This is a genomic window from Paraburkholderia sp. RL18-085-BIA-A, from assembly GCF_046027075.1.
Taxonomy (GTDB): Bacteria; Pseudomonadota; Gammaproteobacteria; order Burkholderiales; family Burkholderiaceae; genus Paraburkholderia.
Genome location: NZ_JARESU010000008.1, coordinates 41,310 through 64,444, shown reverse-complemented (window position 1 = coordinate 64,444; position 23,135 = coordinate 41,310). Strand labels below are relative to the sequence as shown.

23 protein-coding genes and 3 pseudogenes are annotated in these 23,135 nt (G+C 60.3%); 23 read left to right on the top strand and 3 right to left on the bottom strand.

Annotated features, from left to right (window positions below; translation table 11 throughout):
- Positions 1-10: 10 nt before the first annotated feature.
- Both P0D89_RS07845 and P0D89_RS07840 read right to left on the bottom strand, forming a co-directional pair.
- On the bottom strand, positions 11-1,180 hold the full coding sequence (locus tag P0D89_RS07845) for a permease (protein ID WP_408376382.1): 1,170 nt from the start codon (positions 1,178-1,180) through the stop codon (positions 11-13).
- Positions 1,181-1,203: 23 nt separating this feature from the next.
- Positions 1,204-1,851 (bottom strand): annotated as a pseudogene (locus tag P0D89_RS07840) (YncE family protein); the annotation flags it as partial.
- A 182-nt stretch (positions 1,852-2,033) separates the two neighbouring features.
- On the opposite strand from P0D89_RS07840, the gene P0D89_RS07835 reads away from it, so the two are divergent.
- The 23 genes and pseudogenes from P0D89_RS07835 to cueR (P0D89_RS07725) all read left to right on the top strand — a co-directional run bounded on the left by P0D89_RS07835 (position 2,034) and on the right by cueR (P0D89_RS07725) (position 22,814).
- Positions 2,034-2,438 carry a hypothetical protein gene (locus P0D89_RS07835; RefSeq protein WP_408376381.1) on the top strand — a complete coding sequence of 135 codons (405 nt, stop codon included), beginning with the start codon at positions 2,034-2,036 and terminating at the stop codon, positions 2,436-2,438.
- Between the two features lie 84 nt (positions 2,439-2,522).
- Positions 2,523-2,825: a hypothetical protein gene (locus P0D89_RS07830; protein ID WP_408376380.1), complete on the top strand. Its 303-nt coding sequence runs from the start codon at positions 2,523-2,525 to the stop codon at positions 2,823-2,825.
- A complete protein-coding gene (locus tag P0D89_RS07825; protein WP_408376379.1) occupies positions 2,822-4,267 on the top strand; it encodes a TolC family protein in 1,446 nt (481 codons plus the stop codon). The genes P0D89_RS07830 and P0D89_RS07825 overlap by 4 nt, the downstream gene beginning before the upstream one ends.
- A 1-nt stretch (position 4,268) precedes the next feature.
- A complete protein-coding gene (locus P0D89_RS07820; protein WP_408376378.1) occupies positions 4,269-5,564 on the top strand; it encodes a multicopper oxidase domain-containing protein in 1,296 nt (431 codons plus the stop codon).
- Positions 5,565-5,622: 58 nt separating this feature from the next.
- Positions 5,623-5,970 (top strand): copper-binding protein, encoded by a 348-nt coding sequence (locus P0D89_RS07815; RefSeq protein WP_408376415.1) that lies wholly within the window; start codon positions 5,623-5,625, stop codon positions 5,968-5,970.
- 67 nt (positions 5,971-6,037) lie between these two features.
- Positions 6,038-6,412, top strand: coding sequence for a copper homeostasis periplasmic binding protein CopC (copC, locus tag P0D89_RS07810; RefSeq protein WP_408376414.1), 375 nt, complete (start codon positions 6,038-6,040; stop codon positions 6,410-6,412).
- Positions 6,412-7,350 carry a CopD family protein gene (locus tag P0D89_RS07805; protein ID WP_408376377.1) on the top strand — a complete coding sequence of 313 codons (939 nt, stop codon included), beginning with the start codon at positions 6,412-6,414 and terminating at the stop codon, positions 7,348-7,350. The genes copC and P0D89_RS07805 overlap by 1 nt, the downstream gene beginning before the upstream one ends.
- A gap of 367 nt (positions 7,351-7,717) precedes the next feature.
- A pseudogene (gene cueR, locus P0D89_RS07800) lies at positions 7,718-8,092 on the top strand (Cu(I)-responsive transcriptional regulator); the annotation flags it as partial.
- A gap of 116 nt (positions 8,093-8,208) precedes the next feature.
- Positions 8,209-8,406, top strand: a complete 198-nt coding sequence (locus P0D89_RS07795) for a heavy-metal-associated domain-containing protein (protein ID WP_408376376.1) — start codon at positions 8,209-8,211, stop codon at positions 8,404-8,406.
- Between the two features lie 48 nt (positions 8,407-8,454).
- The gene (locus tag P0D89_RS07790) at positions 8,455-10,947 is read left to right on the top strand and encodes a heavy metal translocating P-type ATPase (protein WP_408376375.1); all 2,493 of its coding nucleotides are present in this window, start codon (positions 8,455-8,457) and stop codon (positions 10,945-10,947) included.
- Between the two features lie 209 nt (positions 10,948-11,156).
- The gene (locus P0D89_RS07785) at positions 11,157-11,519 is read left to right on the top strand and encodes a hypothetical protein (RefSeq protein WP_408238474.1); all 363 of its coding nucleotides are present in this window, start codon (positions 11,157-11,159) and stop codon (positions 11,517-11,519) included.
- A 92-nt stretch (positions 11,520-11,611) separates the two neighbouring features.
- A complete protein-coding gene (locus P0D89_RS07780; protein ID WP_408376374.1) occupies positions 11,612-12,907 on the top strand; it encodes a TolC family protein in 1,296 nt (431 codons plus the stop codon).
- An 11-nt stretch (positions 12,908-12,918) separates the two neighbouring features.
- Complete coding sequence (locus tag P0D89_RS07775; RefSeq protein WP_408376413.1) at positions 12,919-14,445, top strand: efflux RND transporter periplasmic adaptor subunit; 1,527 nt, start codon at positions 12,919-12,921, stop codon at positions 14,443-14,445.
- Positions 14,442-17,648 carry an efflux RND transporter permease subunit gene (locus P0D89_RS07770; protein ID WP_408376373.1) on the top strand — a complete coding sequence of 1,069 codons (3,207 nt, stop codon included), beginning with the start codon at positions 14,442-14,444 and terminating at the stop codon, positions 17,646-17,648. Before P0D89_RS07775 ends, P0D89_RS07770 begins: the two co-directional genes overlap by 4 nt.
- The gene (locus P0D89_RS07765; RefSeq protein WP_408376372.1) at positions 17,645-17,992 is read left to right on the top strand and encodes a copper-binding protein; all 348 of its coding nucleotides are present in this window, start codon (positions 17,645-17,647) and stop codon (positions 17,990-17,992) included. The genes P0D89_RS07770 and P0D89_RS07765 overlap by 4 nt, the downstream gene beginning before the upstream one ends.
- A gap of 95 nt (positions 17,993-18,087) precedes the next feature.
- Positions 18,088-19,935 (top strand): protein-disulfide reductase DsbD, encoded by a 1,848-nt coding sequence (gene dsbD / locus P0D89_RS07760; protein ID WP_408376371.1) that lies wholly within the window; start codon positions 18,088-18,090, stop codon positions 19,933-19,935.
- A 66-nt stretch (positions 19,936-20,001) separates the two neighbouring features.
- Positions 20,002-20,361, top strand: coding sequence for a hypothetical protein (locus tag P0D89_RS07755; RefSeq protein WP_408376370.1), 360 nt, complete (start codon positions 20,002-20,004; stop codon positions 20,359-20,361).
- 133 nt (positions 20,362-20,494) lie between these two features.
- Positions 20,495-20,809 carry a hypothetical protein gene (locus P0D89_RS07750; RefSeq protein WP_408205857.1) on the top strand — a complete coding sequence of 105 codons (315 nt, stop codon included), beginning with the start codon at positions 20,495-20,497 and terminating at the stop codon, positions 20,807-20,809.
- Between the two features lie 54 nt (positions 20,810-20,863).
- Positions 20,864-21,091 carry a DUF2933 domain-containing protein gene (locus P0D89_RS07745; protein ID WP_408376369.1) on the top strand — a complete coding sequence of 76 codons (228 nt, stop codon included), beginning with the start codon at positions 20,864-20,866 and terminating at the stop codon, positions 21,089-21,091.
- Positions 21,092-21,182: 91 nt separating this feature from the next.
- On the top strand, positions 21,183-21,338 hold the full coding sequence (locus tag P0D89_RS07740) for a hypothetical protein (RefSeq protein ID WP_408376368.1): 156 nt from the start codon (positions 21,183-21,185) through the stop codon (positions 21,336-21,338).
- A 29-nt stretch (positions 21,339-21,367) separates the two neighbouring features.
- The gene (locus P0D89_RS07735) at positions 21,368-21,943 is read left to right on the top strand and encodes a PCYCGC motif-containing (lipo)protein (protein WP_408376367.1); all 576 of its coding nucleotides are present in this window, start codon (positions 21,368-21,370) and stop codon (positions 21,941-21,943) included.
- A gap of 43 nt (positions 21,944-21,986) precedes the next feature.
- Positions 21,987-22,304 carry a P-II family nitrogen regulator gene (locus tag P0D89_RS07730; RefSeq protein WP_408376366.1) on the top strand — a complete coding sequence of 106 codons (318 nt, stop codon included), beginning with the start codon at positions 21,987-21,989 and terminating at the stop codon, positions 22,302-22,304.
- A gap of 111 nt (positions 22,305-22,415) precedes the next feature.
- A complete protein-coding gene (gene cueR, locus P0D89_RS07725) occupies positions 22,416-22,814 on the top strand; it encodes a Cu(I)-responsive transcriptional regulator (RefSeq protein ID WP_408205847.1) in 399 nt (132 codons plus the stop codon).
- Between the two features lie 72 nt (positions 22,815-22,886).
- Here the strand turns inward: cueR (P0D89_RS07725) and P0D89_RS07720 are convergent.
- Positions 22,887-23,040, bottom strand: a pseudogene (locus P0D89_RS07720) (arsenical-resistance protein); the annotation flags it as partial.
- Positions 23,041-23,135: the final 95 nt, after the last annotated feature.

Genomic DNA, 23,135 nt, shown 5'->3' with positions numbered 1-23,135 from the left:
GTGTGCGTGGTCATGGCGCTTGATGCCCATGCCCACCGTGGTTGTGCGGACCGCTTTCCATCATTCGCATCATCTCAGGACCGCCGGTCCTGAAAAATACAAACATCAAGACGGTGAAGACTGCAGCAAAGATGACGTCGAGCACGGTGGTGTAGTTGAAGGTAATCGCGGCATCCACGACTGCCGTATGACGTTCCGTTGGAACCCAGCCCAGCACCTGGAATAGGCCTTCGACCACCAGTGCGGCCGCGACCATCGCAAGGTAGAACGTGACAGCAAGGAAGGTCGTCATCTTGCCGCCATAGTACTTTCTGTAGATATTGAGAATCGGAAGGATGATGAGGTCGCCGAAGATGAACGAGGCCACTCCGCCGAAACTAATGCCGCCGTTCCACAGCACGGCAGCGAGGGGCACGTTCCCGACGGAACAGGTAAACGACGCGACGGCAATCAGTGGGCCGACAAACGCGCCCCAAATCATCGCGGCCGTTAAATGACTGACGAGAAAAAACTTCTGCCAGAAGCTGTCGGGCACCCATGCGCCGAGAGCGCCCGCGACGAGTAGCCCGATACCGATGTCGCGCCACAGCATCGACCAGTTCATCACGTAGCTGTGGCTGATAGCTATCCACCCGTCTCTGGATGAGAGGCGTTGCTTCCAGGTCCCGTGCTGTTCGCCCATCGACATGGCCGCATGACCTTCCATGCTGCCGGCGATACCCTTGTCCGCCTCCTTGATAGCTTTGCTTTTGAGCGAGTCCTTGAGAAAGAGCCGGAAGAGCAGCACCAGAACGACAATCATGATTGGGCCACCGATGAACTCAGCGGCGGCGAACTGCCAGGAAATCAGCACCCACATCAGCACGCCGAGTTCGAGCACGAGATTCGTCGCTGCGAACTGGAACGCCATCGCGGAAGTGAAGTCGCCGCCCTTACGCACTATCGAGCGGGCCATGGCGACGGCGGCATAGGAGCAGGATGAGGACGCCGCACCGAGCAGACTGGCGACCGTCAGCGAGCGAGGCGACGCGTCAGGCAGAAGCTTTGACATCTCAGACTTCGAGGCAGCGACTTCAATCACGGCGGAAAACAGGAAGCCGAGACTCAATCCCCAGAATATCTGCCAGAACATCGTAAAGGCCATCCAGAGAGCATGACCCAGGGCAGTGATAATCTGCATCGCAACCTCCTGCGTGGAAGCTCCTATATGAGCGGCGCGCGGTTGTAGAAGTAGATACCGTGAGGCGATTTTCCGACCTTGATGGTGTTAACGAGCTTGTGGGTTTTCATATCGATGACGCCGACGTAGCGGGTGAACCGGAAGGTCACCCACAGGTATCGTTTGTCGGGCGTCAGTTCCATGTCATCGGGACCAGCAAGCAAACCGTTGATGGTGCCCACATTGGTCAGCGTGTTCTGGTCCAGAATGCTGATAGTGCTGCCGACCCGGTTCGACACTAGAATGTGCTGTCCATCGGCGAGCGACCGGAAGTTATGCGCACCCTTGTCGGTATGGATGGTCTTCATGATTTTGCGCGCCCGCCAGTCGATGACCGCGACGTAGTCCGCGCCGGTCATGCCAATCAACAGGTATTTGTCCCCCGGCGTGAGCCAGAGACCGGCGGGCGACTTGCCGACGGGCATTTTCCAGAGCACGGTTTGGGTTGCCAGGTCAATCGCCGCGACCTCGCCTGAGACCTGCAGCGTGACGAAAACAATCTTGCTGTCAGCAGAGAAAATCATGTGGCTCGGCATCGCAGCCAGCGGCACGCGCTTGGCGAGCCCGAAGTTTTTTCCGTCGTAGTGGTAGATGTCCACACGGTCAAGGCGCAAGCCGTTCGTGACGAACCACCCCAAGCTTGAACCTTCCCATGGCGGGAAGGTCAAGTGCCGCGACGCGTCTGCTCGCGAGCCGTCGTCGCAGGTCAGAGGCGGGGCAGGAAAACAGAGGGTGAAATCGCCAGAGCGCGGTTACACACTGACGCGGTCTCTGTCTTACAGCCTTCGTGAACTGCGTGCTAGACTTCTGGACCATGTTCTATTGGCGCAAACTCTTCGTCGTCGTGCTGCTGATACTGAGCCTTCCGGTTCAGTCGTTCGCGGCCATCTCCATGAAATGCGGGTCGTCGCATTTCGGGAGTGAAGTCGCGTCTGCACACCATGAAGACGCTGATGAGTCGCTCCCGCACCATCACACGCATGATGTGACAGTGGCTGGCAGCGACCATGACAGCCATCCCCATGGCGGCGATGTGCACCATGCACATTCGTGCTCGACATGCGCATCCTGCTGTTTCGGCGGCGCCTTGCCGGGCGCCCCCACGGTGGTGACATCCGCCGACGCTGTTCATTTTGCTCTTCCGATTCCCCGCTCCGACCGCATCGCGTCGTTCCTGACCGGCGGCATCGAACGTCCTCCCCGAATCTCCTTCGTCTAGTCCTTCTGTCGCGGCGTAGCCGCGATGGGAAATTTCGACCTGATGGCCTGTCGGCTATCCAGGTGACTTACGACGAGAAAATCCATGCGAATGTTTATCGCGGCGCTAGCCGGGGCGGCGGCATTGTTGCCGACGCTCGTGCACGCCACTACTGCACTTCCTGACCCGACGGATGCGGCTGCATCGGTTCCGACGGTTAGCGTGCCGTCCGTCTTTGCGGACTATCAACCATACCGGGACCAGAAAGCGCCCAGCTGGCAGGAGCTCAACCGGGCAGTAACGACCTCGCCCGGAAAGCCGGGGATGAGCCACAGCAAGATGCCTTCCGGCGGCGCCGGTGCCAAGAGTAACGACCCCACCTCTCATCAAGAGGAGTCGGCCAAATGATGCGGCATTTCTTTTCGTGCGGCCGCGTCGTCGCTGCGGCCACCGCACTAGCGTTTCTTGCCGGCTGTACGACCTTTTCAAAGGACGGCGGCTTTAACACCGTTTCGACGACCGCATCGGAGCGTCTTGGGAAGGACGCCTTGCTGGTGAAGACCGACGAGGACCGCGAGGCGGTTGCAAAGCGGACGCAGGAACTTCTTTCAAAGCCGCTCAGCATGGACGACACCGTGCAGATTGCCTTGCTGAACAATCGGGGACTGCAGGCTTCATACGGCGAACTCGGCATCTCCGAGGCCGACCTGGTACAGGCCGGACGCCTGCCTAATCCGGGATTCACGTTCAGTCGCGCGCATGGGAACGACTCCCTGAGCATCAATAGAACCTTTACGCTCAGCTTGCTGAATGTCCTGACGATGCCGCTCGCGACGCGCATTGAGAGCCGCCGCTTTGAACAGACCAAGCTGCTGACTGCAGATGCGATGCTCAAGGTCGCGGCCGACGCCCGCCGGGCCTACGTCAACGCGGTTGCAGCCCAGCAGTCGGCAGCGTACGCCGAGCAGGTAAAAGATTCCGCCGAGGCCGGTGCCGAACTCGCGCTGCGGATGCAGCAGGCGGGTAATTTCAGCAAGCTCGACTACGCGCGCGAGCAGGCGTTCTATGCAGATGCCGTGGCGCAACTAGCGAAGACGCGACAGCAGTCTGTCGCCGCTCGGGAGAAGCTGACCCGCACGATGGGCCTGTGGGGAGCGGGCACGCAGTACAAGCTGCCCGACCGTCTGCCGGACCTGCCTAAGGACCGTCCAGAGCTGAAGGACCTTGAGAGCTTCGCGATGCAGAGCCGGCTGGACGTCCAGGCGGCGAAGCTGCAGACGCAGAGCGTCGCATCGTCACTGGGTCTGAGCAAAGCGACGCGTTTTATCAACGCGCTGGATGTCGGATATCAGAACAATTTCACGACGTCCGACGGCCACGAACAGGGCTACGAAATCAGCGTCGAGATTCCCATCTTTAACTGGGGCGGTTCGAAGGTTGCACGCGCCGAAGCAATTTACATGCAGTCGGTCAACCGCGTCGCCGAGACCGCGATTAACGCACGGTCCGAAGTTCGCGAGTCGTACTCGGCGTACGTGACCGACTACGACGTCGCGAAGCACTACCGCGACGAGGTCGTACCAATCCGCAAGACCATTTCCGACGAACTCATGCTTCGCTACAACGGCATGCTCGCGAGCGTGTTCGAACTGCTCGCTGATTCGCGCGACCAGGTCGGCGCGGTGAACGGCTATATCGACGCGCTGAAGGACTACTGGCTCGCCGAGTCCGACCTGCAACAGGCGCTCGGTGGCCGTCTCCCGCCACTCGCGATAGCTTCCGCGCCATCCGCACCCACGACGCAACCCACGACGCAACCGGCGTCGTCTACAGATTCCGAAGGTAAATGAAATGGTGTCACGTCGAGATTTTATTGGTGGCTCCGGGGCGGCGCTGCTCGGAGCAGCACTGGTCAGCAAGGCTGGCGCTGCGTCGCTGCCTGAGGCGCCCACGATGGCCAAGGCCACGATGCAACCGCCGCTCACGCCTCCGAATGGCCGTCCCTATACGCCCGTTGCAACGCTGAATGGCTGGTCGCTGCCCTGGCGCATGAAGAACGGCTGGAAGGAATTCCACCTGACTGCGGAGCCCGTGGTACGTGAAATGGCACCCGGCATGAACGCGAATCTCTGGGGCTACAACGGCCAGACGCCGGGGCCGACCATCGAGGCAGTGGAAGGCGACAAGGTCCGCATCTTCGTGACCAACAAGCTGCCGGAGCACACCACCGTTCACTGGCACGGGATGCTGTTGCCGTCGGGCATGGATGGCGTCGGAGGACTCACGCAACCGCATATCGCTCCAGGCAAGACGTTCGTCTACGAATTCGAGCTGGAGAGGCACGGCACCTTCATGTATCACCCGCACGCCGACGAGATGGTGCAGATGGCGATGGGAATGATGGGCACGTTCATCGTGCATCCGAAGGACCCAACGGTCATGCCCGTCGACCGCGACTTCGTGTTCATCATGTCCGCGTACGACATCGACCCGGGGAGCTTCACGCCGCGCGTCAATGAGATGACCGACTTCAACATGTGGACATGGAATTCGCGCGTGTTTCCGGGTATCGACCCGTTGCCCATCCGTGCTGGCGACCGCGTGCGTATCCGCTTCGGCAATCTCACGATGACCAACCACCCCATCCATCTGCACGGTTACTCCTTCGAAATAGCCGGCACGGACGGTGGCTGGATTCCGAAGGGCGCGCGCTGGCCGGAGGTCACCTCCGACGTCGCGGTCGGGCAGATGCGCGCCATCGAATTCACGGCGAACCGGCCCGGCGACTGGGCATTTCATTGCCACAAGTCGCACCACACGATGAACGCGATGGGACACCAGGTACCGAATTTCATTGGCGTGCCGCAGAAGGACCTCGCCAAACGCATCAACAAGCTGGTGCCGGATTACATGGCAATGGGAAGCACGGGTGGCGCGATGGGCGAGATGGAGATGCCGCTGCCCGATAACACGCTGCCGATGATGACCGGCACCGGCCCCTTTGGCCCGCTGGAGATGGGCGGCATGTTTAGCGTCGTGAAGGTTCGCGAGGGACTGGGACGCAACGACTACCGCGACCCGGGCTGGTTCAAACACCCCAAAGGAACGGTCGCCTACGAATACACCGGTGAGCTACCGGAGAGCTGATTTTTGTCTTGCCGGCATGCAGCCGGCTCAACTTTTGTTTAACGCAGGGGAAAGAGTGATGAAGAACGTATTTGCATCGATTGCAGTTAGCTGCGCATTAGCAATCTCCGCATCGGCCTATGCGGCCGGCGACATGGGCAACATGGACATGAGCAGCAGCAGTGCCAAACCGGCCGGTGAAAACGCCGCCATGTCGCATGGGGAAATCAGGAAGGTCGACGCTGCAGCCGGGAAGCTGACCATCAAAGCCGGCCCGATAGAGAATCTGGGCATGGAAGCCATGACGATGGTGTTCAAGGTGAAGGACCCGGCAATGATTTCGCAGGTCAAGGTCGGCGACAAGATTGATTTCGTAGCCGAAGAAGTGAACGGTGTCGCGACGGTAACCAAGCTGCAGAAGCAGTAATGGTGCATGGGGTGTTGCCATTAAAAGCAGGCAACACCTACTTTGACTATTCAGGATGCGCAAGAACATGAAAACATTCACTCGCAAGCACTTGATGGGATTAGCTACGACAGCCGTCATCACATTCATGCCGGCTGCTGCGTTCGCGCACGGCAAGCTCGAGAGCGCCGTCCCGGCCTCCGGTGCCACGGTCGACGCGGCACCGGACACGTTGCGACTCACGTTCAACGAGGACCTGGAGTCCGCCTTCAGCACCGTGAAAGTGACCGACGCAAACGGCACCGCTGTAAGCAAGGAAAAGGCCAAGGTCGATGCCGCAAATCCGCGGGTGTTGACCATTGCTGTCCCGAAGCTGTCGTCGGGTTCCTACTCCGTGCAGTGGGCCGTCATGACACATGATTCCCATAAGACGAAGGGCGCATACGGCTTCCAGGTGAAGTGATGAACGACGGTCTCCTCGGCATTCTGCGGCTCGCGTTCGTCGCTCTACAGAACCTCGGCTTTGCAGTTGTTGTCGGCGTGCTGCTCAGTGACCGGTGGCTCGCGCGCCGACCCTCACCGTGGCAGACAGGCGTGAGCCGGCGGCTGGTTCGCGCTCTACGTATTGCGTCGGTCGGCGTACTGATGTCCAGCGCGTTTGCATTCTGGATTCATTGCGCGGTGATGAGCGACTCCACGCTGCTGGAGGCGGGGCCTGCAATCCGCTCGATGCTGGTGGAGACCGATTTTGGTCATGCCTGGTCGGTTGGCGAGGGACTGATGCTGTGCGTGGCCATCCTTTCGTTCATGCAGACGGGCAAGTCGATTCGATTTCCGCTAGCCATCTGGTTGGCCGTGGCTGGTGTCGCCCTCGCTCGAAGCAATGGGGGCCATCCGGTCGATGCTGGCCTTTTCAGCCTGCCTGTATGGGCGGACTGGATACACCTGCTCGCCATCAGCACGTGGGTGGGCCTTGTGCTGGTTGCGACTTACGTTGTGATGCCGCGTTTGTTCGAAGCGGAGGGAACCGAGCTTGTGAACAGTGGTGCGTTCGTTCAGTCGCTCTCGGACGCTGCCACGTTCGCGCTGATTTTGCTGTTTGCTACTGGTGCGTACAACGGGTGGCGCGGCGTCAATTCGGCGGGCAACCTGGTCGGTTCGCTTTATGGACAGATTTTGCTTCTGAAACTTGCGCTGGTGCTCGTTGCCGCCGCGCTCGGCGGGCACAATCGCTTCTTTCAGATGCCCAGCCTATTGGCGTCTTTGACAAATGCGTCATCGACATCGCCGGTACGCCACCTCAAACGCTTCGCCGCTGTCCTGCATGTCGAGTCGCTGGTCCTGGCGGGCGTGCTGGTCGCTGCTGCCGTGCTTGTCTCCAGCCCGCTGCCGGACGCCTAGTAGCCAGTTCGGCAGCGGTTGTTTCTCACGTCCACGCAGATGGTCACCGCCGCAGGGTCCATTGAGGGCTCAGCCAGCCTCGATTGACTCCCAGGCAAAGGCCATCTTTTACAGGACCCGAACGCATGTTCGGGTCCTTTTTTTATGGCTCCAAGCCTTGTCATCGAAGCAACAGATTCACGTCAAGGCAGCATTCGCCGCCAGCGGCGCGAGCTACGGCAGCCCACATGTGATGCATGAACCCATCAGGAACCGCTTGCACTAGCCGCCGCCTGCAGCGGTGGCGCACACGCTTGACCTTCCCATCATAGGAAGGTCCACAGTAAAAAATGTGCGGCGTACGGACCGTGCTCTAAAGGGGCTCAATATGAACATTGGTGAAGCGGCGAAGGCGTCCGGCGTATCGGCCAAGATGATTCGCCACTATGAGGAAACCAGACTGATTCGGCCGGCGAAGCGCACGCAGTCCAACTACCGCGTGTATTCGCCCAGCGATGTGCAAATACTTCGGTTCATTAAGCAAGCGCGCCGACTCGGTTTTTCGATGAACCAAATCACCGTTTTGCTCGGGCTGTGGCAGGACGGCCGGCCGAGTAGTGAGGTCAAACGCCTGGCCATGGGGCATATCGGAGAGCTGGAGCTGCGTATCCGCGAACTCGTTCAAATGAAAGAGACCCTCGAGAACCTGGCGAAGCACTGCAGAGGCGATTCTCAACCTGAATGCCCAATCCTGAATGACCTGACTGCAACGTCATTGACCCACCCCGGTCATGAGACGGTGGACTGCCGCGGCGCGCTTGACCTTCCAGTAGGGGGAAGGCCAATGCTGGATTCATTCAGCCTGAACGGAGAGAAAAAATGGAATTTGAAGTGAAAGACATGACGTGTGGTCACTGCGCGGGCCTCATCACGAAAGCGGTAAAAGACGTGGACCAATCCGCGATGGTCCACGTATACCTTGACCAAAAGCGGGTGAAGGTTGTGTCTGAGATGTCGCCCGATGAGTTTCTGCATGCTATCTCCGAGGCGGGTTACAGCCCGATGTCGAAAGATTGACTTGCGCCCCGAGCCTCCCTTGGCTCGGTTGGGGTTATCCATGAGGTGATGAAAATGGAAGCGACAGTGCCGCAGGCCGGCGGTAGAAAGCCGACCAAAGAATGGACTTTGCCAGTGGAAGGAATGACTTGCGCGTCTTGCGTGAGCCGGGTTGAAAAAGCGATTTCAAAAGTGCCGGGCGTCGAACGGGCGACCGTGAATATCGCCACCGAGCGTGCGAACGTAACGACGGACTCATCCGTCGTGCCGGATGCGCTTGTTGAGGCAGTGAAACGCGCAGGCTACGAAGTGCCACAGTCGTCGACCTCGCTTAACGTGGGCGGCATGACATGCGCATCCTGCGTTTCGCGCGTCGAAAAGGCGCTGCTCCGGATAGCCGGCGTGACTGACGCCGTCGTGAACCTCGCAACAGAGACCGCAACGGTGCGCGGCTTTGGAGTTAGAGAGGATGCGCTCGTCGTCGCCGTCTCGAAAGCGGGCTATGAGGCATCGTTGCACACCGACGAAGCGAAGCAAGCGCCGTTGCCCCGGCGAGACAGCGAGATGCTGGCAGTTTTAGTCTGCGCGCTGCTCACGCTGCCGCTGGCCGTGCCGATGGCGGCCCAGTGGTTCAGTCTGCACGTGATGCTGCCACCGTCCGTTCAACTCGTGCTCGCAACAATCGTGCAGTTTGCCTTCGGTGGGCGGTTCTACAAGGCTGCATACAAGGCGGTTCTGGCGAGAGCCGGCAATATGGATTTGCTGGTTGCGCTCGGGACTTCCGCTGCGTATGGGCTGAGCGTGTATGAACTGATGGCTCACCCTGGCGAAATGGGGCACCTCTACTTCGAGTCGGCCGCCATCGTCATTGCGCTGGTGCGTTTCGGCAAATGGCTGGAAGTGCGTGCGAAACGTAAGACGGCCGAGGCCATACGGGCGCTGAATGCTCTGCGGCCCGAAACGGCGCGCGTGCGCGCAAACGGCGAAGAAAAGGACATTCCACTGTCCCAGGTAAGAGTAGATGACAGCGTGGTGGTTCGTCCTGGCGAGCGAATTCCAGTCGACGGCGTGATTCTGGAAGGCCAAAGCGATATTGACGAGTCGCTCATCACGGGTGAGAGCTTGCCGGTGTCCAAGGGCGCAGGCGACGCGGTCGTCACCGGCTCAATCGTGGCGCATGGCTACCTTGCTGTGCGGACGACGGCCGTCGGCGCGGACACGATGTTGTCGCGCATTATTCGGCTGGTCGAGTCCGCACAGGCCGAGAAGGCGCCGATTCAGCGTTTGGTGGACAAGGTCAGCGCGGTATTTGTGCCGGCTATCTTGGGCATTGCATTGCTGGCCTTCTTCGGCTGGCTCTGTGTGGGTGGAAGTGCCGAAATCGCATTGCTGAACGCGGTCGCGGTACTTGTCATTGCCTGTCCCTGCTCGCTCGGTCTTGCGACCCCTACCGCGATTATGGCGGGCACCGGCGTGGCGGCCCAGCACGGCATACTCATCAAGGATGCCGAAGCCCTGGAACTGGCGCATAGGATGAACGTAGTTGCGTTCGATAAGACGGGCACGTTGACCGAAGGCAAACCCAGCCTCGTCATATTCGAACCGGCGCATGTGTCACGAAACGAAGCTCTGCGGCTTGCTGCGTCGGTTCAGCAGGCGAGCGAACACCCACTTGCCCGTGCGGTCGTCGCGGAAGCACAACGCGAAGGAGTTGCACCGAGCAGCGTCGCAGACGTCACAGCGCTGCCCGGTCACGGCATTGAAGCTACCGTGGACGAGCGGCAACTCGTCATTGGCAGTGACCGGTGGTTGGGCGGACGCGCTGTCGAGGTGCCGAGCGAACTGCAACAAGCCGCCGAAGAAGCGCAGGCCTCGGGTTTGACCGTGTCATGGTTGATTGAAACCAACCCCGAGTCGCGCGTGCTCGCCTTGATGGCCTTCGGCGACGCCATAAAGGACACCGCGCGTCATGCTATCGGAGCGCTCTCAGAGATGGGCGTGCGTACGGTCCTGCTTACCGGTGATAACTGGGGTAGCGCGCAGCGCGTGGCAAAGGAACTGGGCATCGACGAAGTGCATGCAGAATTGCTGCCCGAGGACAAAGCGAACACCGTCGCCGCGTTGCGTAAGGCTGGCGCGGTTGTCGGTATGGTCGGTGACGGGATAAACGATGCGCCCGCGCTGGCAGCGGCTGACGTTGGCATTGCCATGTCAACAGGCACGGATGTCGCGATGCATGCAGCAGGCGTGACGCTGATGCGTGGCGACCCGTCGTTGGTGGCCGACGCGATTGACATCTCACGCAAGACGTATCGAAAGATTCGGCAAAACCTCTTTTGGGCGTTCGTCTATAACGTCGTCGGCGTACCTCTGGCGGCTTTTGGTGTGCTTAGTCCCGTCGTGGCGGGAGCCGCGATGGCCTTCAGCAGCGTGAGTGTTGTCAGCAACGCATTGTTGTTGCGCACGTGGAAACCGAAGGCAGGCAGGTCGGCGTCAGGCACTGTTGAAATTGGCGCCGTTCAGGAAGAAAAAGCACGCGGTGCCTTAGCCACACCTCACTGAGCGGTGGCCTTCAGCGGGATAGCATGCATGGCCGGGTGCCGGAAGTGCGTCCATTTCCGTTGAGTCCTTTCGCTGGCGGGCCGATTGCCGGCGGCACGCGCTGCGCCCCGCCACCATAATCGTCGGTCGGTGCCGGCGCTGTGCGCTGAGCGCCACTAGCTACACATTCGCGGGTACATGGATAAAACGGCTCCGCTATAATCACAGCCATGAAATTTCTTCGGACATTGCTCCTCCTGTTGCTTTGCGCCGCGCTGCCCATCAGTGGGCTGGCGGCCAGCGGCCTGACCGGAGAATGTCCAATGCAGATGCCCATGTCCGCTGACGAAGGCAGCGCCATGTCTTCGGACATGCCCGGCTGCGAGACGATGAAATCCTCGCAACCGGGGAAGGCCAAGGGGTTCTTCTGCAAGGCAACGGCGCAATGCCAGCTCGGCAGCCTGTATCACCCTGTCTCCGCTGCCGAGGTAACCCGTCCCGCCGGGCTGTCCAGTCCCGTCGTATTCCACTACGCACAGTCGCTGCCCGTCCGTGAACCGGCCGGTCTCTGGCGACCTCCTCGCACCCTCTAATCCCTTGCTGACAGGTTCGCCGCGTTTGCGGCGAGGTCGTCCTGCGTCCAGGACGTGGATTCCCTGTGGGAGTCCGCCGTTGGGGTTAGAACATGCCTTTAACTATTGGCACGCCGTCATGCCGGCGTGCGCCACTGCGCGCGCATTCACTTTTTGCAGCGCTGATTCTCGCGAGCGTTTCAGCCTACGCTCAGGAAGCACCCGTCACGCTTGACGCGGCATTGCAGGCCGCCACCGACCGCTCCGCTGCCATGGGGGCTGCACAGGCTTCGGTCCGTGCGAGTTCGGAAGCGGCCGTCCGGGCCGGCCAGTTGCCCGACCCGATGCTCAAAGCTGGCGTCGACAACCTGCCTGTGACCGGGCAGCAGAAATTCACAATTGGCCAGGATTTCATGACGATGCGCCGTATCGGCATCGAGCAGGAATGGGTGTCGGGCGACAAGCGCCGACTCCGGTCCGCATTGGCGAATGACGTCGTGGACCGCGAGCGGGCCGGCTACCTCGCCCAGCTCGTGAACACCCGCCAGCAAACGGCCACCGCGTGGCTGAACGCGGTCTATGCGAAGAAAGCTGTCTCGCTGCAGCAGGAGCTCGTTGGCCACATGACCCATGAGCTGGATGCGACGAAGGCCTCTTATCGTGGGGCGAAAGCGACTGCGGCCGATGTGATGCAGGCCCAGGCGATGCTGGCGCAGACCCAGGACCAGTTGCTCAAGGCCCGGCAGACGTTGCGGACCGCGCTTATAGGTCTGTCCCGCTGGACCGCAATGCCCGTTTCTGATGTGACGGGCGACCCGCCGGCGCCGCAGTCATATGTGTCATCGCTGCCGCCTGAGGAGCTGGGTGAGGTGCAGCCAGTGCTCGTCGCAGCATCACGGGACATTGCCGTCGCCGATGCCGATACGGCCGTCGCGAACAGCAACCGCAGTCCCAACTGGACATGGGAGGTCGCCTACCAGCAGCGCGGAGGCGGATTCTCGAACATGGTGTCGGTTGGCGTCAGCATCCCGCTGCCCATCCATCGCAAGAACTCCCAGGACCGGGACGCGGCGGAGAAGGCGGAACTGGGCACTAAGACGCGACTGATGTACGAGGACGCGCAGCGTCAGGTCGAAGCGGATATCCGTACGCAGTCAGCCACGCTCGCGAGCGGTCGCGAGCGCATTACCAATCTCACCCGCTCCCTGCTTCCCGCTGCGGACCAGCGCGCCCAACTGGCGGCTGCAGCGTACAAGGCAGGCACCGGCTCGCTTGCGGACACTTTCGCTGCCAGGCGCGCGCAACTCGACGCCCAGCTTCAGGTGCTCGACCTGCAGCGAGACGTATCCCAGACCTGGGCCCAACTGGAATACCAGGTCGTGCCCGCCTCGATGTCCGTCAGTCAGTGAAGGAGAACAACATGCAAAAGAAACAACTGGCACGTGCGGCTCTTACGATGTTTGCCGCAGCAGCCTTGCTAGGCGTCGGCTATGTGGCCGGCACCCATCGTTCGGCGATGAGTGGCAAGAGCGCTGGTGCGGCAACACCCTCCAGCGACGGAACCGACCCGAAGACTGGCCGGAAGGTACTGTACTGGCACGACCCGATGGTGCCGAACCAGCATTTCGACAAGCCGGGCAAGTCACCTTTCATGAACATGCAGGTAGAGCCGGTCTACGCCGATGAAGGCGGCTCGAACGGCATCAAGATTGACCCCGGGTTGCAGCAGAACCTGGGGATTCGATATGCAACCGTACGCCGGCAGGAGACAACGGAAGGATTCGACGCGGTAGGTACTACGCAGTTCGATGAGTCGAAAGCCGATGTCGTCCAGTCGCGAGTGACCGGCTACATTGACCATCTTTACGCCAGCGCCCCAATGCAGCGCGTAACGAAAGGCGCACCGATAGCGTCCCTGTTCGTTCCAGATTGGCTTGCGCCGCAGGAAGAGTATCTGGCGCTGAAACGTGGCGGCATGGATGACGGCATGCTTGCGGCGTCACGTACGCGCATGCGGGCGATGTCGATTCCAGACGGTGTGATTGCAAGTCTCGACCGAACTGGCAAGGCGCAGACACACATCACGCTATCCGCACCGGAAACCGGCGTGCTGACCGAACTGAACGTTCGTGATGGCGCGATGGTGTCGCCCGGACAGACGCTTGCGAAAGTCTCCGGGCTCGACAGGCTGTGGCTCGTGGTGGAGGTGCCCGAAGCGCTGGCGCTTCAGGTCCGACCGGGCATGAGCGTGGACGCCGTGTTTGCCGGTGACCCGGCCCAACATTTCACGGGACACATCCGTGAAATCCTGCCGGGCATCAGCACGAGTAGCCGTACGCTTCAGGCTCGCCTCGAAATCGATAACGCGGACTTCAGGTTGACGCCGGGGATGTTGATGCGGGCGCGCGTCGGCGCGGCAAAAAAGGTATCGCGGTTGCTGGTTCCCTCGGAAGCCGTCATCACGACGGGTAAGCGGTCGGTGGTCATCGTCAAAAATCCAGACGGCAGGTTACAACCTGTCTCGGTCACCGTTGGCAATGATGCCGGCGACGACACCGAGGTGGCCAACGGCCTGACCGGGGGCCAGCAGGTCGTCGCATCCGGCCAGTTCCTGATTGACTCGGAAGCGAGTCTGAAATCTGTTCTGCCGAAGCTAGAAGCAACCGCACCGACCGGTGCGAGCGCGCCGCCTCCTGCACCTGCCGCAGCACCACAGCAGACCTACGACACCGCAGGTAAGGTCGAACAGGTGACGGCCGGAGACATTACGTTTTCACATCAGCCGGTTCCAGCTCTGGGCTGGGGCGCGATGACGATGGCATTCGGCAAACCGTCGCCGACGGCGTTTCCGGATGTGAAGCCTGGCCAGACTGTCCATTTTGTCTTCAGGCAGTCGGGTGACGGATACCAGTTGACCAGGGTTGAACCCGTCGGAGGCGCCAAATGATTGCGCGTCTTATACGGTGGTCCATCCACAACCGCTTCCTGGTGCTGCTCGCGACCGTGCTCGTTACGGCGTGGGGTGTCTATTCGGTCACGCAAACGCCGCTCGATGCGCTACCCGACCTGTCCGATACGCAGGTCATCATCAAGGCGTCGTACCCGGGCAAAGCACCACAGGTCATCGAGGACCAGGTGACCTATCCGCTCACGACGACGCTGCTAGGTGTGCCCGGTGCGAAAACCATCCGCGCGTATTCGTCGTTCGGCGATGCGTTTGTCTATGTGCTGTTCGACGACAAGACCGACCAGTACTGGGCACGCTCGCGGGTACTCGAGTATCTGAACCAGGTACAGAGCCGCCTGCCGCAGGGCGCGACCGTTTCGCTTGGACCCGATGCGACCGGCGTGGGCTGGGTGTACGAATATGCACTCGTCGACAAAACCGGGCAACACGACCTTGGACAACTTCGTGCATTGAACGACTGGTTCCTCAAGTTCGAACTTAAGTCAGTGCCGGACGTCTCTGAAGTCGCGTCCATCGGTGGCATGGTGCGCCAGTACCAGGTTGTGCTCGACCCGGACAAGCTGCGAGCGTATGGCATCACCCAAGCAGTGGTGGCCGACGCATTGGGCAAGGCCAATCAGGAGTCGGGCGGTTCGGTGGTTGAAATGGCCGAGTCGGAGTACATGGTCCGTTCCTCTGGCTACCTGCATACGCTCGACGATTTCCGCAACGTCGTATTGCGCACGAACGATGCAGGTACGCCGGTTCTGCTCGGCGACGTAGCCCGGATTCAAATCGGACCTGAGATGCGACGTGGCATCGCCGAGCTGAATGGGCAGGGCGAAGTAGCAGGCGGCGTCATCGTCATGCGCTCCGGCAAGAACGCGCTGACGACCATCGATGCGGTGAAAGCGAAACTGGCTGACCTCAAGCGTTCTCTGCCAGCCGGTGTCGAAGTCGTGACCACCTACGACCGCTCCCAGCTCATCGAGCGCGCCGTTGACAACCTCAAGGACAAGCTCATCGAGGAGTTCATCATTGTTGGTTTGGTCTGTGCGGTGTTCCTGTTCCACCTGCGCAGTGCGTTCGTGGCGATTCTGTCACTGCCGATAGGGGTACTGGCCGCCTTCATCGTGATGCGCTATCAGGGGGTGAACGCGAACCTGATGTCGCTAGGAGGCATCGCAATTGCCATCGGGGCGATGATTGACGCGGCCATCGTGATGATTGAGAACGCTCACAAGCATCTCGAAGCGTACGACCACCAGCATCCGGGCGAACCAATCACAACGGCACAACGCTGGGAACTCATCGCGACATCTGCAGCGGAGGTCGGGCCGGCATTATTCTTCTCGCTGCTCATCATCACGCTGTCGTTTATCCCGGTGTTCTCGCTCGAGGGGCAGGAGGGAAAGCTGTTCTCTCCGTTGGCTTTCACCAAGACCTACACCATTGCCGCTGCTGCCGGATTGTCGGTGACACTGGTGCCCGTGCTGATGGGTTATCTGATTCGAGGTCGCATTCCTCACGAGAACTCGAATCCAATCAATCGGGTGCTGATTCGACTGTATCGACCGTTGCTGGAAGCGACGCTGCGGCGGCCGTGGGTTGCGATTGCGCTGGCGGTGGTTGCGCTGGCCGCTTCGGTGATTCCGCTGTCCCAGCTCGGCGGCGAATTCATGCCACCGCTCGATGAAGGCGACCTGCTGTATATGCCGACAGCGCTTCCGGGAATTTCGGCCGAGAAAGCAAGTGAACTGCTGCAGCAGACCGACCGGCTCATCAAGACGGTTCCGGAGGTGCAGACTGTCTTCGGCAAATCCGGCCGGGCCGACACCGCTACAGACCCGGCACCGCTCGAAATGTTCGAGACCACAATCCAGTTCAAGCCACGCAGCCAGTGGCGACCAGGCATGACGCCGGAAAAGCTGGTCGATGAACTGGACCGGACGGTCAAGGTGCCAGGGCTGTCGAACGTGTGGGTACCGCCCATCCGTAATCGTCTGGACATGCTGTCTACCGGCATCAAGACGCCGGTCGGCGTCAAGATTTCCGGCAGCGACCTCGCGCAAATCGACCGGATTGCGGCGCAGGTCGAAACAGCGGTCAAGAATGTGCCGGGCGTCACGTCTGCACTGGCCGAGCGCCTGAACGGCGGTCGGTACATCGACATCGACATTGACCGCCAGGCGGCTGCACGTTATGGGCTTTCCGTCGGCGACATCCAGTCCGTCATTTCTTCGGCCGTCGGCGGAGAAAACGTAGGTGAAGTGATTGCTGGCCGCGAACGGTTTCCCATCAACATCCGCTATCCGCGTGAAATCCGGGACTCACTTGAGAAGCTGCGTCAGTTGCCGGTCGTCACAGACCGTGGCGCGCAAATCCAGCTCGGTGACGTCGCGCACATCATGATTGCCGATGGCCCTCCGATGATTCGCAGCGAGAATGCCCGGCTCTCGGGTTACGTCTACGTGGACATCCGTAACACGGACCTGCAGTCGGCGGTCGAGGCAATGCAGCGCGCTGTTGCGGAGAAGGTGACGCTACCGCCGGGCTATTCGATTGCATGGTCCGGCCAGTTCGAATATCTCGAGCGTGCAGCGGCGAAGCTGCGCACGGTCATTCCCGTGACGCTCGTCGTCATCTTTGTGCTGCTCTTCCTGACCTTCAACTCCGCGGCCGATGCACTGCTGCTGATGTCGACGGTGCCGTTCGCTCTGGTCGGCGGCTTCTGGCTCATCTGGATTCTGGGTCATGCAGTGTCGGTCGCAACCGCGGTCGGGTTTATCGCACTCGCGGGTGTCGCAGCCGAGTTCGGTGTCGTGATGCTGCTCTACCTGAAGGGTGCACTGAATCGCAGGCTGGAAGCCGGAGAACTGCTGACCGAGGCGCTTCTGTTCGATGCGATTCGCGAAGGCGCCGTGTTGCGCGTGCGTCCGAAAGCGATGACGGTTGCTGTCGTGCTGGCTGGTCTCATCCCCATCATGGTCGGGCACGGCGCCGGTTCGGAAGTCATGCAGCGCATCGCCGCACCGATGGTAGGCGGCATGGTCACGGCGCCAATCCTTTCAATGTTCGTTATCCCTGCAGCCTGGTTCCTGCTGCAACGCCGCCGCGCGCGAAGGCTTGGCCATGCGCGGCTCCCCCATGCAGTACCTTCCGGCATGAAAGTGCCATCTACTCAGACTGGAGAAACTCAATGAAGAAGTTGATTGTTGCGTCTGTTGCTCTTGCAGCTATCGTCGCTGCGCCCGCGTTCGCTGGTGATGATATGGCCGGCATGGACATGTCCAAGCCGTCGGCTTCGAAGACGTCATCGAACACTGCGCTCACCGATGCGGAGGTCAGGAAGGTGGACGCTGCGACCGGCATGGTCACGCTGAAGCACGGCGCGTTGGAGAACGTCGGGATGCCGCCGATGACGATGGCGTTCAAGGCGAAGGATGCCGCGATGGTCAAGCAGGTTCACGAGGGCGACAAGGTCAAGGTCCGCGTCGAAAACGTCAACGGCACCCTGACCATTGTGAAACTGGAAAAGCAGTCATGATGGGGCGCTGACACAGCACTCGCAGGCTCGCCGCGTGACGGCGGACCTGCGGTCGCACGTCTGCGCATCTTGTGAGTAGAGGCACTGCAATGCGAATGACATCATCCGACCTACGGCAGCGAATTTGCCGTCAGACAGACGCAGCCAAGGGCGCGTTGCGCATCGCGCTTGGCTTGCTATTCGTTTTCATGTCTCTGGCCGCTTACGCGGTGAGCGAATCCGACCTGCTACCCGTCAACGAAGCCTTCCCATTGACGGTTAGCGTCAGCGGTCCACAACAGGTAACGCTCGACTTCGGCACGAAGCCTGGCTACTACCTGTACCAGGACCGCTTCAGCTTCGCGGTGGATGGTGTGCCCGTTAAGCCGGACCAGATGCCGCCCGCAGAATCGAAAAACGACCCGACATTCGGCATGGTCCAGGTCTATCACCGGCCTGTGCAGATTCGCGTTCCGTTGCCCCGCGCCATCACGGCGAGCACCGTGCTGTCCGTCACGTCGCAGGGGTGTGCGGACCTCGGCGTCTGCTACCCACCGCTAACCCGAAGCTACCGGATAGCTTCCAACGGCATCGTCACCCCCATTGCGAACGAAGGGAATGCATCAGCGGGGGCGACCGAGTTTCCAGTTGTCGGCGAAAACCGGGGCATCGCTGTTTTCGGCCTGACTCTGCGACCGGCGAATGGCCTTGGCCTTCCCGAACTGCTGGGCTTCCTGCTTGCCGGCCTGTTGATGGCCGGCACGGTGTGCATGTATCCCCTCATTCCCATTGTGACCGCTGTTATCGGCGGAGGTCAGCAACGCCCAGCCGTGTGGCGCGGCTTCGCACTGTCGGTCACTTATGTGCAGGGACTTGCGGTTACCTATGCGGTCGCCGGCACCATTGCGGCACTCATCGGCATCCCGTTGGTGGCTGTAACGCAAACGCCCTGGGTGCTGGCTGCCTTTGGTTTGCTCATGGTCGTCCTCGCGCTCGGCATGTTCGGTCTGTTCAGACTGCAGTTGCCAACGGGCTGGCAGACCAGGCTTACCGAGTGGAGCAATCGGCTGCCCGGCGGCCGGATTGTCCCTGTGTTCGTGATGGGCATGCTCTCCGCACTGATTGTCGGCCCATGCTCCACACCAGCACTGGCGGGTGCGCTGCTGTATATCGCCAACAGTCGCGATGTCGTCGGCGGAGCGCTGGCCTTGTACGTGATGGGCATCGGAATAGGCATTCCGCTACTGCTCGTCGGCACGTTCGGCGCACACGTGCTACCGAGGTCCGGTCCCTGGATGGTTGCCGTCCAGAACACGTTGGGCGTCATGCTGCTTGCAGCAGCATTGTGGTTCGTCTATTCGCTACTGCCGGATTGGCTGCTGATGGCATTGGTCGCTTTGCTGCTAGCCGCTTGCGCGATGATGCTGCGCGCCATCGACCCGCTGCCGCCGAACGCACACGGTGTGCTTCGCGTGGGCAAAGCACTGGGTGTACTGCTACTGGTCGCGGCGATTGCCGAACTGGTCGGCGTTGCGTCGGGGAATTTTGACGTTCTTCAGCCATTGCGCGGTGTTATGCGGGGAGCACGGACCGACACGGTTATTGCAGCACGGTTTGAACCGATACAGTCGACTACGGAACTTGACCGAGCGCTCGAGACGGCGCGCGGCCAGCCTGTCATGGTGGATTTCTACGCCGACTGGTGTATCAGCTGCAAAGAACTGGAGCGATTTACCTTTACCGACGCGCGCGTGGTTAACGAGTTCGCGCATTGGAAACTGCTGCGTATTGATGTGACGAAGAACACACCCGAAGACGCTGACATGTTGAGGCGATTTAGGCTGTTCGGGCCACCGGCGTTAATTTTCTATGACCGCAATGGCCATCAGCAGGTCGACGCACAATTGGTCGGTTTTGTTGGTGCGGACGCGTTCCTCGCGCATCTAAAGCATTGGGGCCAGTGACCTACCGGGTAGTGCGCGAGCGTCACGCTGCCCTTTGGCGAAGCCGCGTGGACCAGCTATACTGAAATGATGAAATTCTGGGCCAAACTCGTTGCCTGTCTGCTTATCGCGTGGCTGCCGCTCCTCGGCTACCCCGCGCAGGTGGTGCTTTGCCCCGAGATGCCGCCGTCGACAATGCAGTCGCAGATGAAGGCGCCGCATACACCGGGCATGGTGGCGTGCGCACAAGATGCAAGAGCCCACGTAACGGGTTCTCAGCCCGCATGTCACGGCAGCCTGAGCGGTCTCGGCTGTGGCATGGCTGTCATACCCACGACGCACAAGACGGCAGTCGTGACTTCCTCGCCCGTCTACCGGGCCACCAACCTCATTCTCATACCGCAGTTCATCCCCGAACTGCCAGCGCCTCCACCTCGCTCCGTGTAGTTCCCTCGTCGACGAGTCTCGAACGGCCCCGCGTCGTTGTGCACGCACGCGTGTCGCGAACGCGGAGAGCGTCGGCTCGCGCCTAGACAACTGCTTTCTCAGTGACACGATTTAACCGAATCCGGAGATATATATGAACGCGAAATCACTACTGACTGCTGCCCTGTTGACACTCCCGTTGGGTACAGGCGCTGTGGCAATGGCTGCCGGTGGGACCGGCAATGACGCGAGTCGCCCCCCGCAAACGCGCGAGCACAGTCCCTCCATGATGGGCGGTATGGGAATGGGAGGGATGGGCGGCGGCATGATGGGCAGTTGTCCAATGATGGGCGGCAATATGGGTATGGACCCGAAGACCGCGATGCGCATGCATGGGGAAATGATGAAGGCGATGGGCGACATCATGCTCAAGTACTCGGACCAGGCGGGTACGTCTCCATCGAAGTGACGCGGATTTCTTCCCAACACTGATATCTAATCCAATTCCAGAAAGGAAACAAACATGAAGTGCAACACAAAGACCATGGCGACGATTGCACTTGCGCTCGCGCTCGTCATTGCCTTGGGATACTGGGCACTCCCTCAGTTCAGAGGCGCCCTCGCACCGTTCATCCTGGTGGCCTGCATGCTGGTGTATCCGCTCTCGATGCTGCTCATGATGCGGACTACGAAGTCCAGTACCGACAAGTACGACGTGCAGAGTGACGCCGTGACGGGTCCGAAATCTTGACCCGATTCATCACGTCACGTTGAAGTCACGCGGAGCAGCGCGATATCGCTGCCCATCACGCTGCTCCGCGACTGGTGCGAAGGAGGAGTTCATGTTCGACAACGCTCGAATGCTCAACGTCGTCGTTATCATTTTCGCCGTCATTGGCCTCGTCGCTGTGCTCGGTATCGTCGGCATGGCTGTGATGCACGTAAGCATGATGCACGGTGTGCATTCTTGCAGTGAGGCGATGCATCTCTGGCGATAGCCGCTGGCCTGTGAAAAAGGAGGGTTGCAATGAAAAATCGGATAAGCAAAGGGGAGGAGCATCAGGCGCGCGCGGCGCGTTCACCGGTACCCATTGGGGGCAGGTGGCGTCTCGTGGTGGTGCTGGTCGTGCTGATTCTTGCGATACCTGCGGCGGTTGTTCTCGGGCCGTTCTTTGCACGGCACCCGGTGCTTGGTTCGACGACCGGGAAAGCGGGTCTGCAAGAGCAGGTTCACTCGGAAACTGCGTGGCATGTGGGGATGTTGCGTCCTGATGGGTTGCGCATCATTCCCAGTGGCCGGTCGGATGCATCACACGTCCTGAACCCGAATCAATTTGCTGATAAGGACATAAGGCATTCCTACTGGGTCGCGACGCAGATTCCTGCGACGCTCAACAAGCTTTATTGTTGGTGCGGTTGTGAAAATCGCGGCGTACACCGTTCCAATCTCCAATGCTTCGAAGACCAGATGGCGGTGACATGCGCGGTTTGTCAGGGTACGGCAGAGATAGCCTGGCGGATGACACAAGCTGGCGTTCAGGACGCGGGCAAGATTCAAGCTGCAGTGGATGTGAAATGGGCACCAAACGGGCCAAGCGGATAGCAGCAGACGGTTTCGCTAACAATCAACCGCTGAGGAGGACGACATGGAACTGAAATGCGTTGTTGCCATTGTCAGGCTCGATGTAGTGGAAGCACTGGAACGGAAGTTGGGCGCCATTCACATCCATGGCGTGACCGTTACCAAAGTGCGGGGATTCGGCGTACATCCGAATTACTTTGCCGACGATTGGACGACGGAGCACATCAAGATTGAAATCTTTGCGCAGGCGGAGAACGTCGATGCACTTGTGAAGACTATCATGGATGTCGCACATGTCGGCGCAGGTGGAGATGGGGTCGTTGCGGTGATTCCGGTGGAGAAATTCTTCCGCATTCGCAGTCAGGCGGAAGCGATACCGTGACTCGATGGCGGACATCGGTCCGCCATCGTGTGATGCTTGACCTTCCCATTGCGGGAAGGTCTAAAAACAGAGGTATACGGCAGATTGGCCGGCCAGACAAAGGCGGCTGAGATGAACATTGGCGAAGCGGCGAAAGCATCCGGTGTGTCGGCGAAGATGATTCGCCACTACGAGCGGACTGGACTTATCAAGCCAGCGGGCCGCACCGGGTCGAATTACCGCGTTTTCAGCTCGACCGATATCGAAATTCTTCGCTTTGTGAAGCAGGCGCGTCATCTTGGTTTTTCGATTAGACAAATCGCTACCATGCTTGAGTTGTGGCAAAACCGCAGCAGACCCAGCGGCGAGGTCGAGCGCTTGATTAACCAGCATCTCGCGGAGCTAGATTGTCGGATTCGCGAGATGACTGCGATGAAGGAGACCGTGGAAAATCTGGCGGTCCACTGTCGCGGTGACTCACGGCCGGAGTGTCCGATACTGGATGGACTTTCAGCACTACAGAAGTGGTAAGGGCGATGGCGCTCCGTCGCGGGGCCACGCCAATACGAAAGCCGCCTTCGCAGGGGAAGGCGGCTGAGTCAGTCACGATGTCCGCTGGTACCAGTGTCGCAGAGTTGACCACCTTGACGACGACCAGCATGACCGGCACTTCGATGGGTACGCCGACCACAGTCGCCAACGTGACGCCCGATTTCAGACCGAACAGGCTAATTGCCGTCGCCACTGCCAGCTCGAAGAGGCGTCGCAAACTCAGTCTCTCGAAAAGCCCGCTCCGGGTACGGTGGACATATGTGTTGGAGGTCTATCGCATGACCGACATCTATCCAAGAG

Excerpts from the sequence above, each read along its gene's own strand:
- P0D89_RS07805 (WP_408376377.1), top strand. The coding sequence starts at position 6,412 with ATGAACGACGGTCTCCTCGGCATTCTGCGGCTCGCGTTCGTCGCTCTA.
- P0D89_RS07795 (WP_408376376.1), top strand. The coding sequence starts at position 8,209 with ATGGAATTTGAAGTGAAAGACATGACGTGTGGTCACTGCGCGGGCCTC.
- P0D89_RS07730 (WP_408376366.1), top strand. The coding sequence starts at position 21,987 with ATGGAACTGAAATGCGTTGTTGCCATTGTCAGGCTCGATGTAGTGGAA.
- P0D89_RS07785 (WP_408238474.1), top strand. The coding sequence starts at position 11,157 with ATGAAATTTCTTCGGACATTGCTCCTCCTGTTGCTTTGCGCCGCGCTG.
- P0D89_RS07775 (WP_408376413.1), top strand. The coding sequence starts at position 12,919 with ATGCAAAAGAAACAACTGGCACGTGCGGCTCTTACGATGTTTGCCGCA.
- P0D89_RS07845 (WP_408376382.1), bottom strand. The coding sequence starts at position 1,180 with ATGCAGATTATCACTGCCCTGGGTCATGCTCTCTGGATGGCCTTTACG.
- P0D89_RS07835 (WP_408376381.1), top strand. The coding sequence starts at position 2,034 with ATGTTCTATTGGCGCAAACTCTTCGTCGTCGTGCTGCTGATACTGAGC.
- P0D89_RS07780 (WP_408376374.1), top strand. The coding sequence starts at position 11,612 with ATGCCTTTAACTATTGGCACGCCGTCATGCCGGCGTGCGCCACTGCGC.
- P0D89_RS07830 (WP_408376380.1), top strand. The coding sequence starts at position 2,523 with ATGCGAATGTTTATCGCGGCGCTAGCCGGGGCGGCGGCATTGTTGCCG.
- P0D89_RS07790 (WP_408376375.1), top strand. The coding sequence starts at position 8,455 with ATGAAAATGGAAGCGACAGTGCCGCAGGCCGGCGGTAGAAAGCCGACC.
- P0D89_RS07770 (WP_408376373.1), top strand. The coding sequence starts at position 14,442 with ATGATTGCGCGTCTTATACGGTGGTCCATCCACAACCGCTTCCTGGTG.
- P0D89_RS07765 (WP_408376372.1), top strand. The coding sequence starts at position 17,645 with ATGAAGAAGTTGATTGTTGCGTCTGTTGCTCTTGCAGCTATCGTCGCT.
- copC (WP_408376414.1), top strand. The coding sequence starts at position 6,038 with ATGAAAACATTCACTCGCAAGCACTTGATGGGATTAGCTACGACAGCC.
- P0D89_RS07755 (WP_408376370.1), top strand. The coding sequence starts at position 20,002 with ATGATGAAATTCTGGGCCAAACTCGTTGCCTGTCTGCTTATCGCGTGG.
- P0D89_RS07735 (WP_408376367.1), top strand. The coding sequence starts at position 21,368 with ATGAAAAATCGGATAAGCAAAGGGGAGGAGCATCAGGCGCGCGCGGCG.
- dsbD (WP_408376371.1), top strand. The coding sequence starts at position 18,088 with ATGACATCATCCGACCTACGGCAGCGAATTTGCCGTCAGACAGACGCA.
- P0D89_RS07825 (WP_408376379.1), top strand. The coding sequence starts at position 2,822 with ATGATGCGGCATTTCTTTTCGTGCGGCCGCGTCGTCGCTGCGGCCACC.
- P0D89_RS07750 (WP_408205857.1), top strand. The coding sequence starts at position 20,495 with ATGAACGCGAAATCACTACTGACTGCTGCCCTGTTGACACTCCCGTTG.
- P0D89_RS07740 (WP_408376368.1), top strand. The coding sequence starts at position 21,183 with ATGTTCGACAACGCTCGAATGCTCAACGTCGTCGTTATCATTTTCGCC.
- P0D89_RS07815 (WP_408376415.1), top strand. The coding sequence starts at position 5,623 with ATGAAGAACGTATTTGCATCGATTGCAGTTAGCTGCGCATTAGCAATC.
- P0D89_RS07820 (WP_408376378.1), top strand. The coding sequence starts at position 4,269 with ATGGTGTCACGTCGAGATTTTATTGGTGGCTCCGGGGCGGCGCTGCTC.
- cueR (WP_408205847.1), top strand. The coding sequence starts at position 22,416 with ATGAACATTGGCGAAGCGGCGAAAGCATCCGGTGTGTCGGCGAAGATG.
- P0D89_RS07745 (WP_408376369.1), top strand. The coding sequence starts at position 20,864 with ATGAAGTGCAACACAAAGACCATGGCGACGATTGCACTTGCGCTCGCG.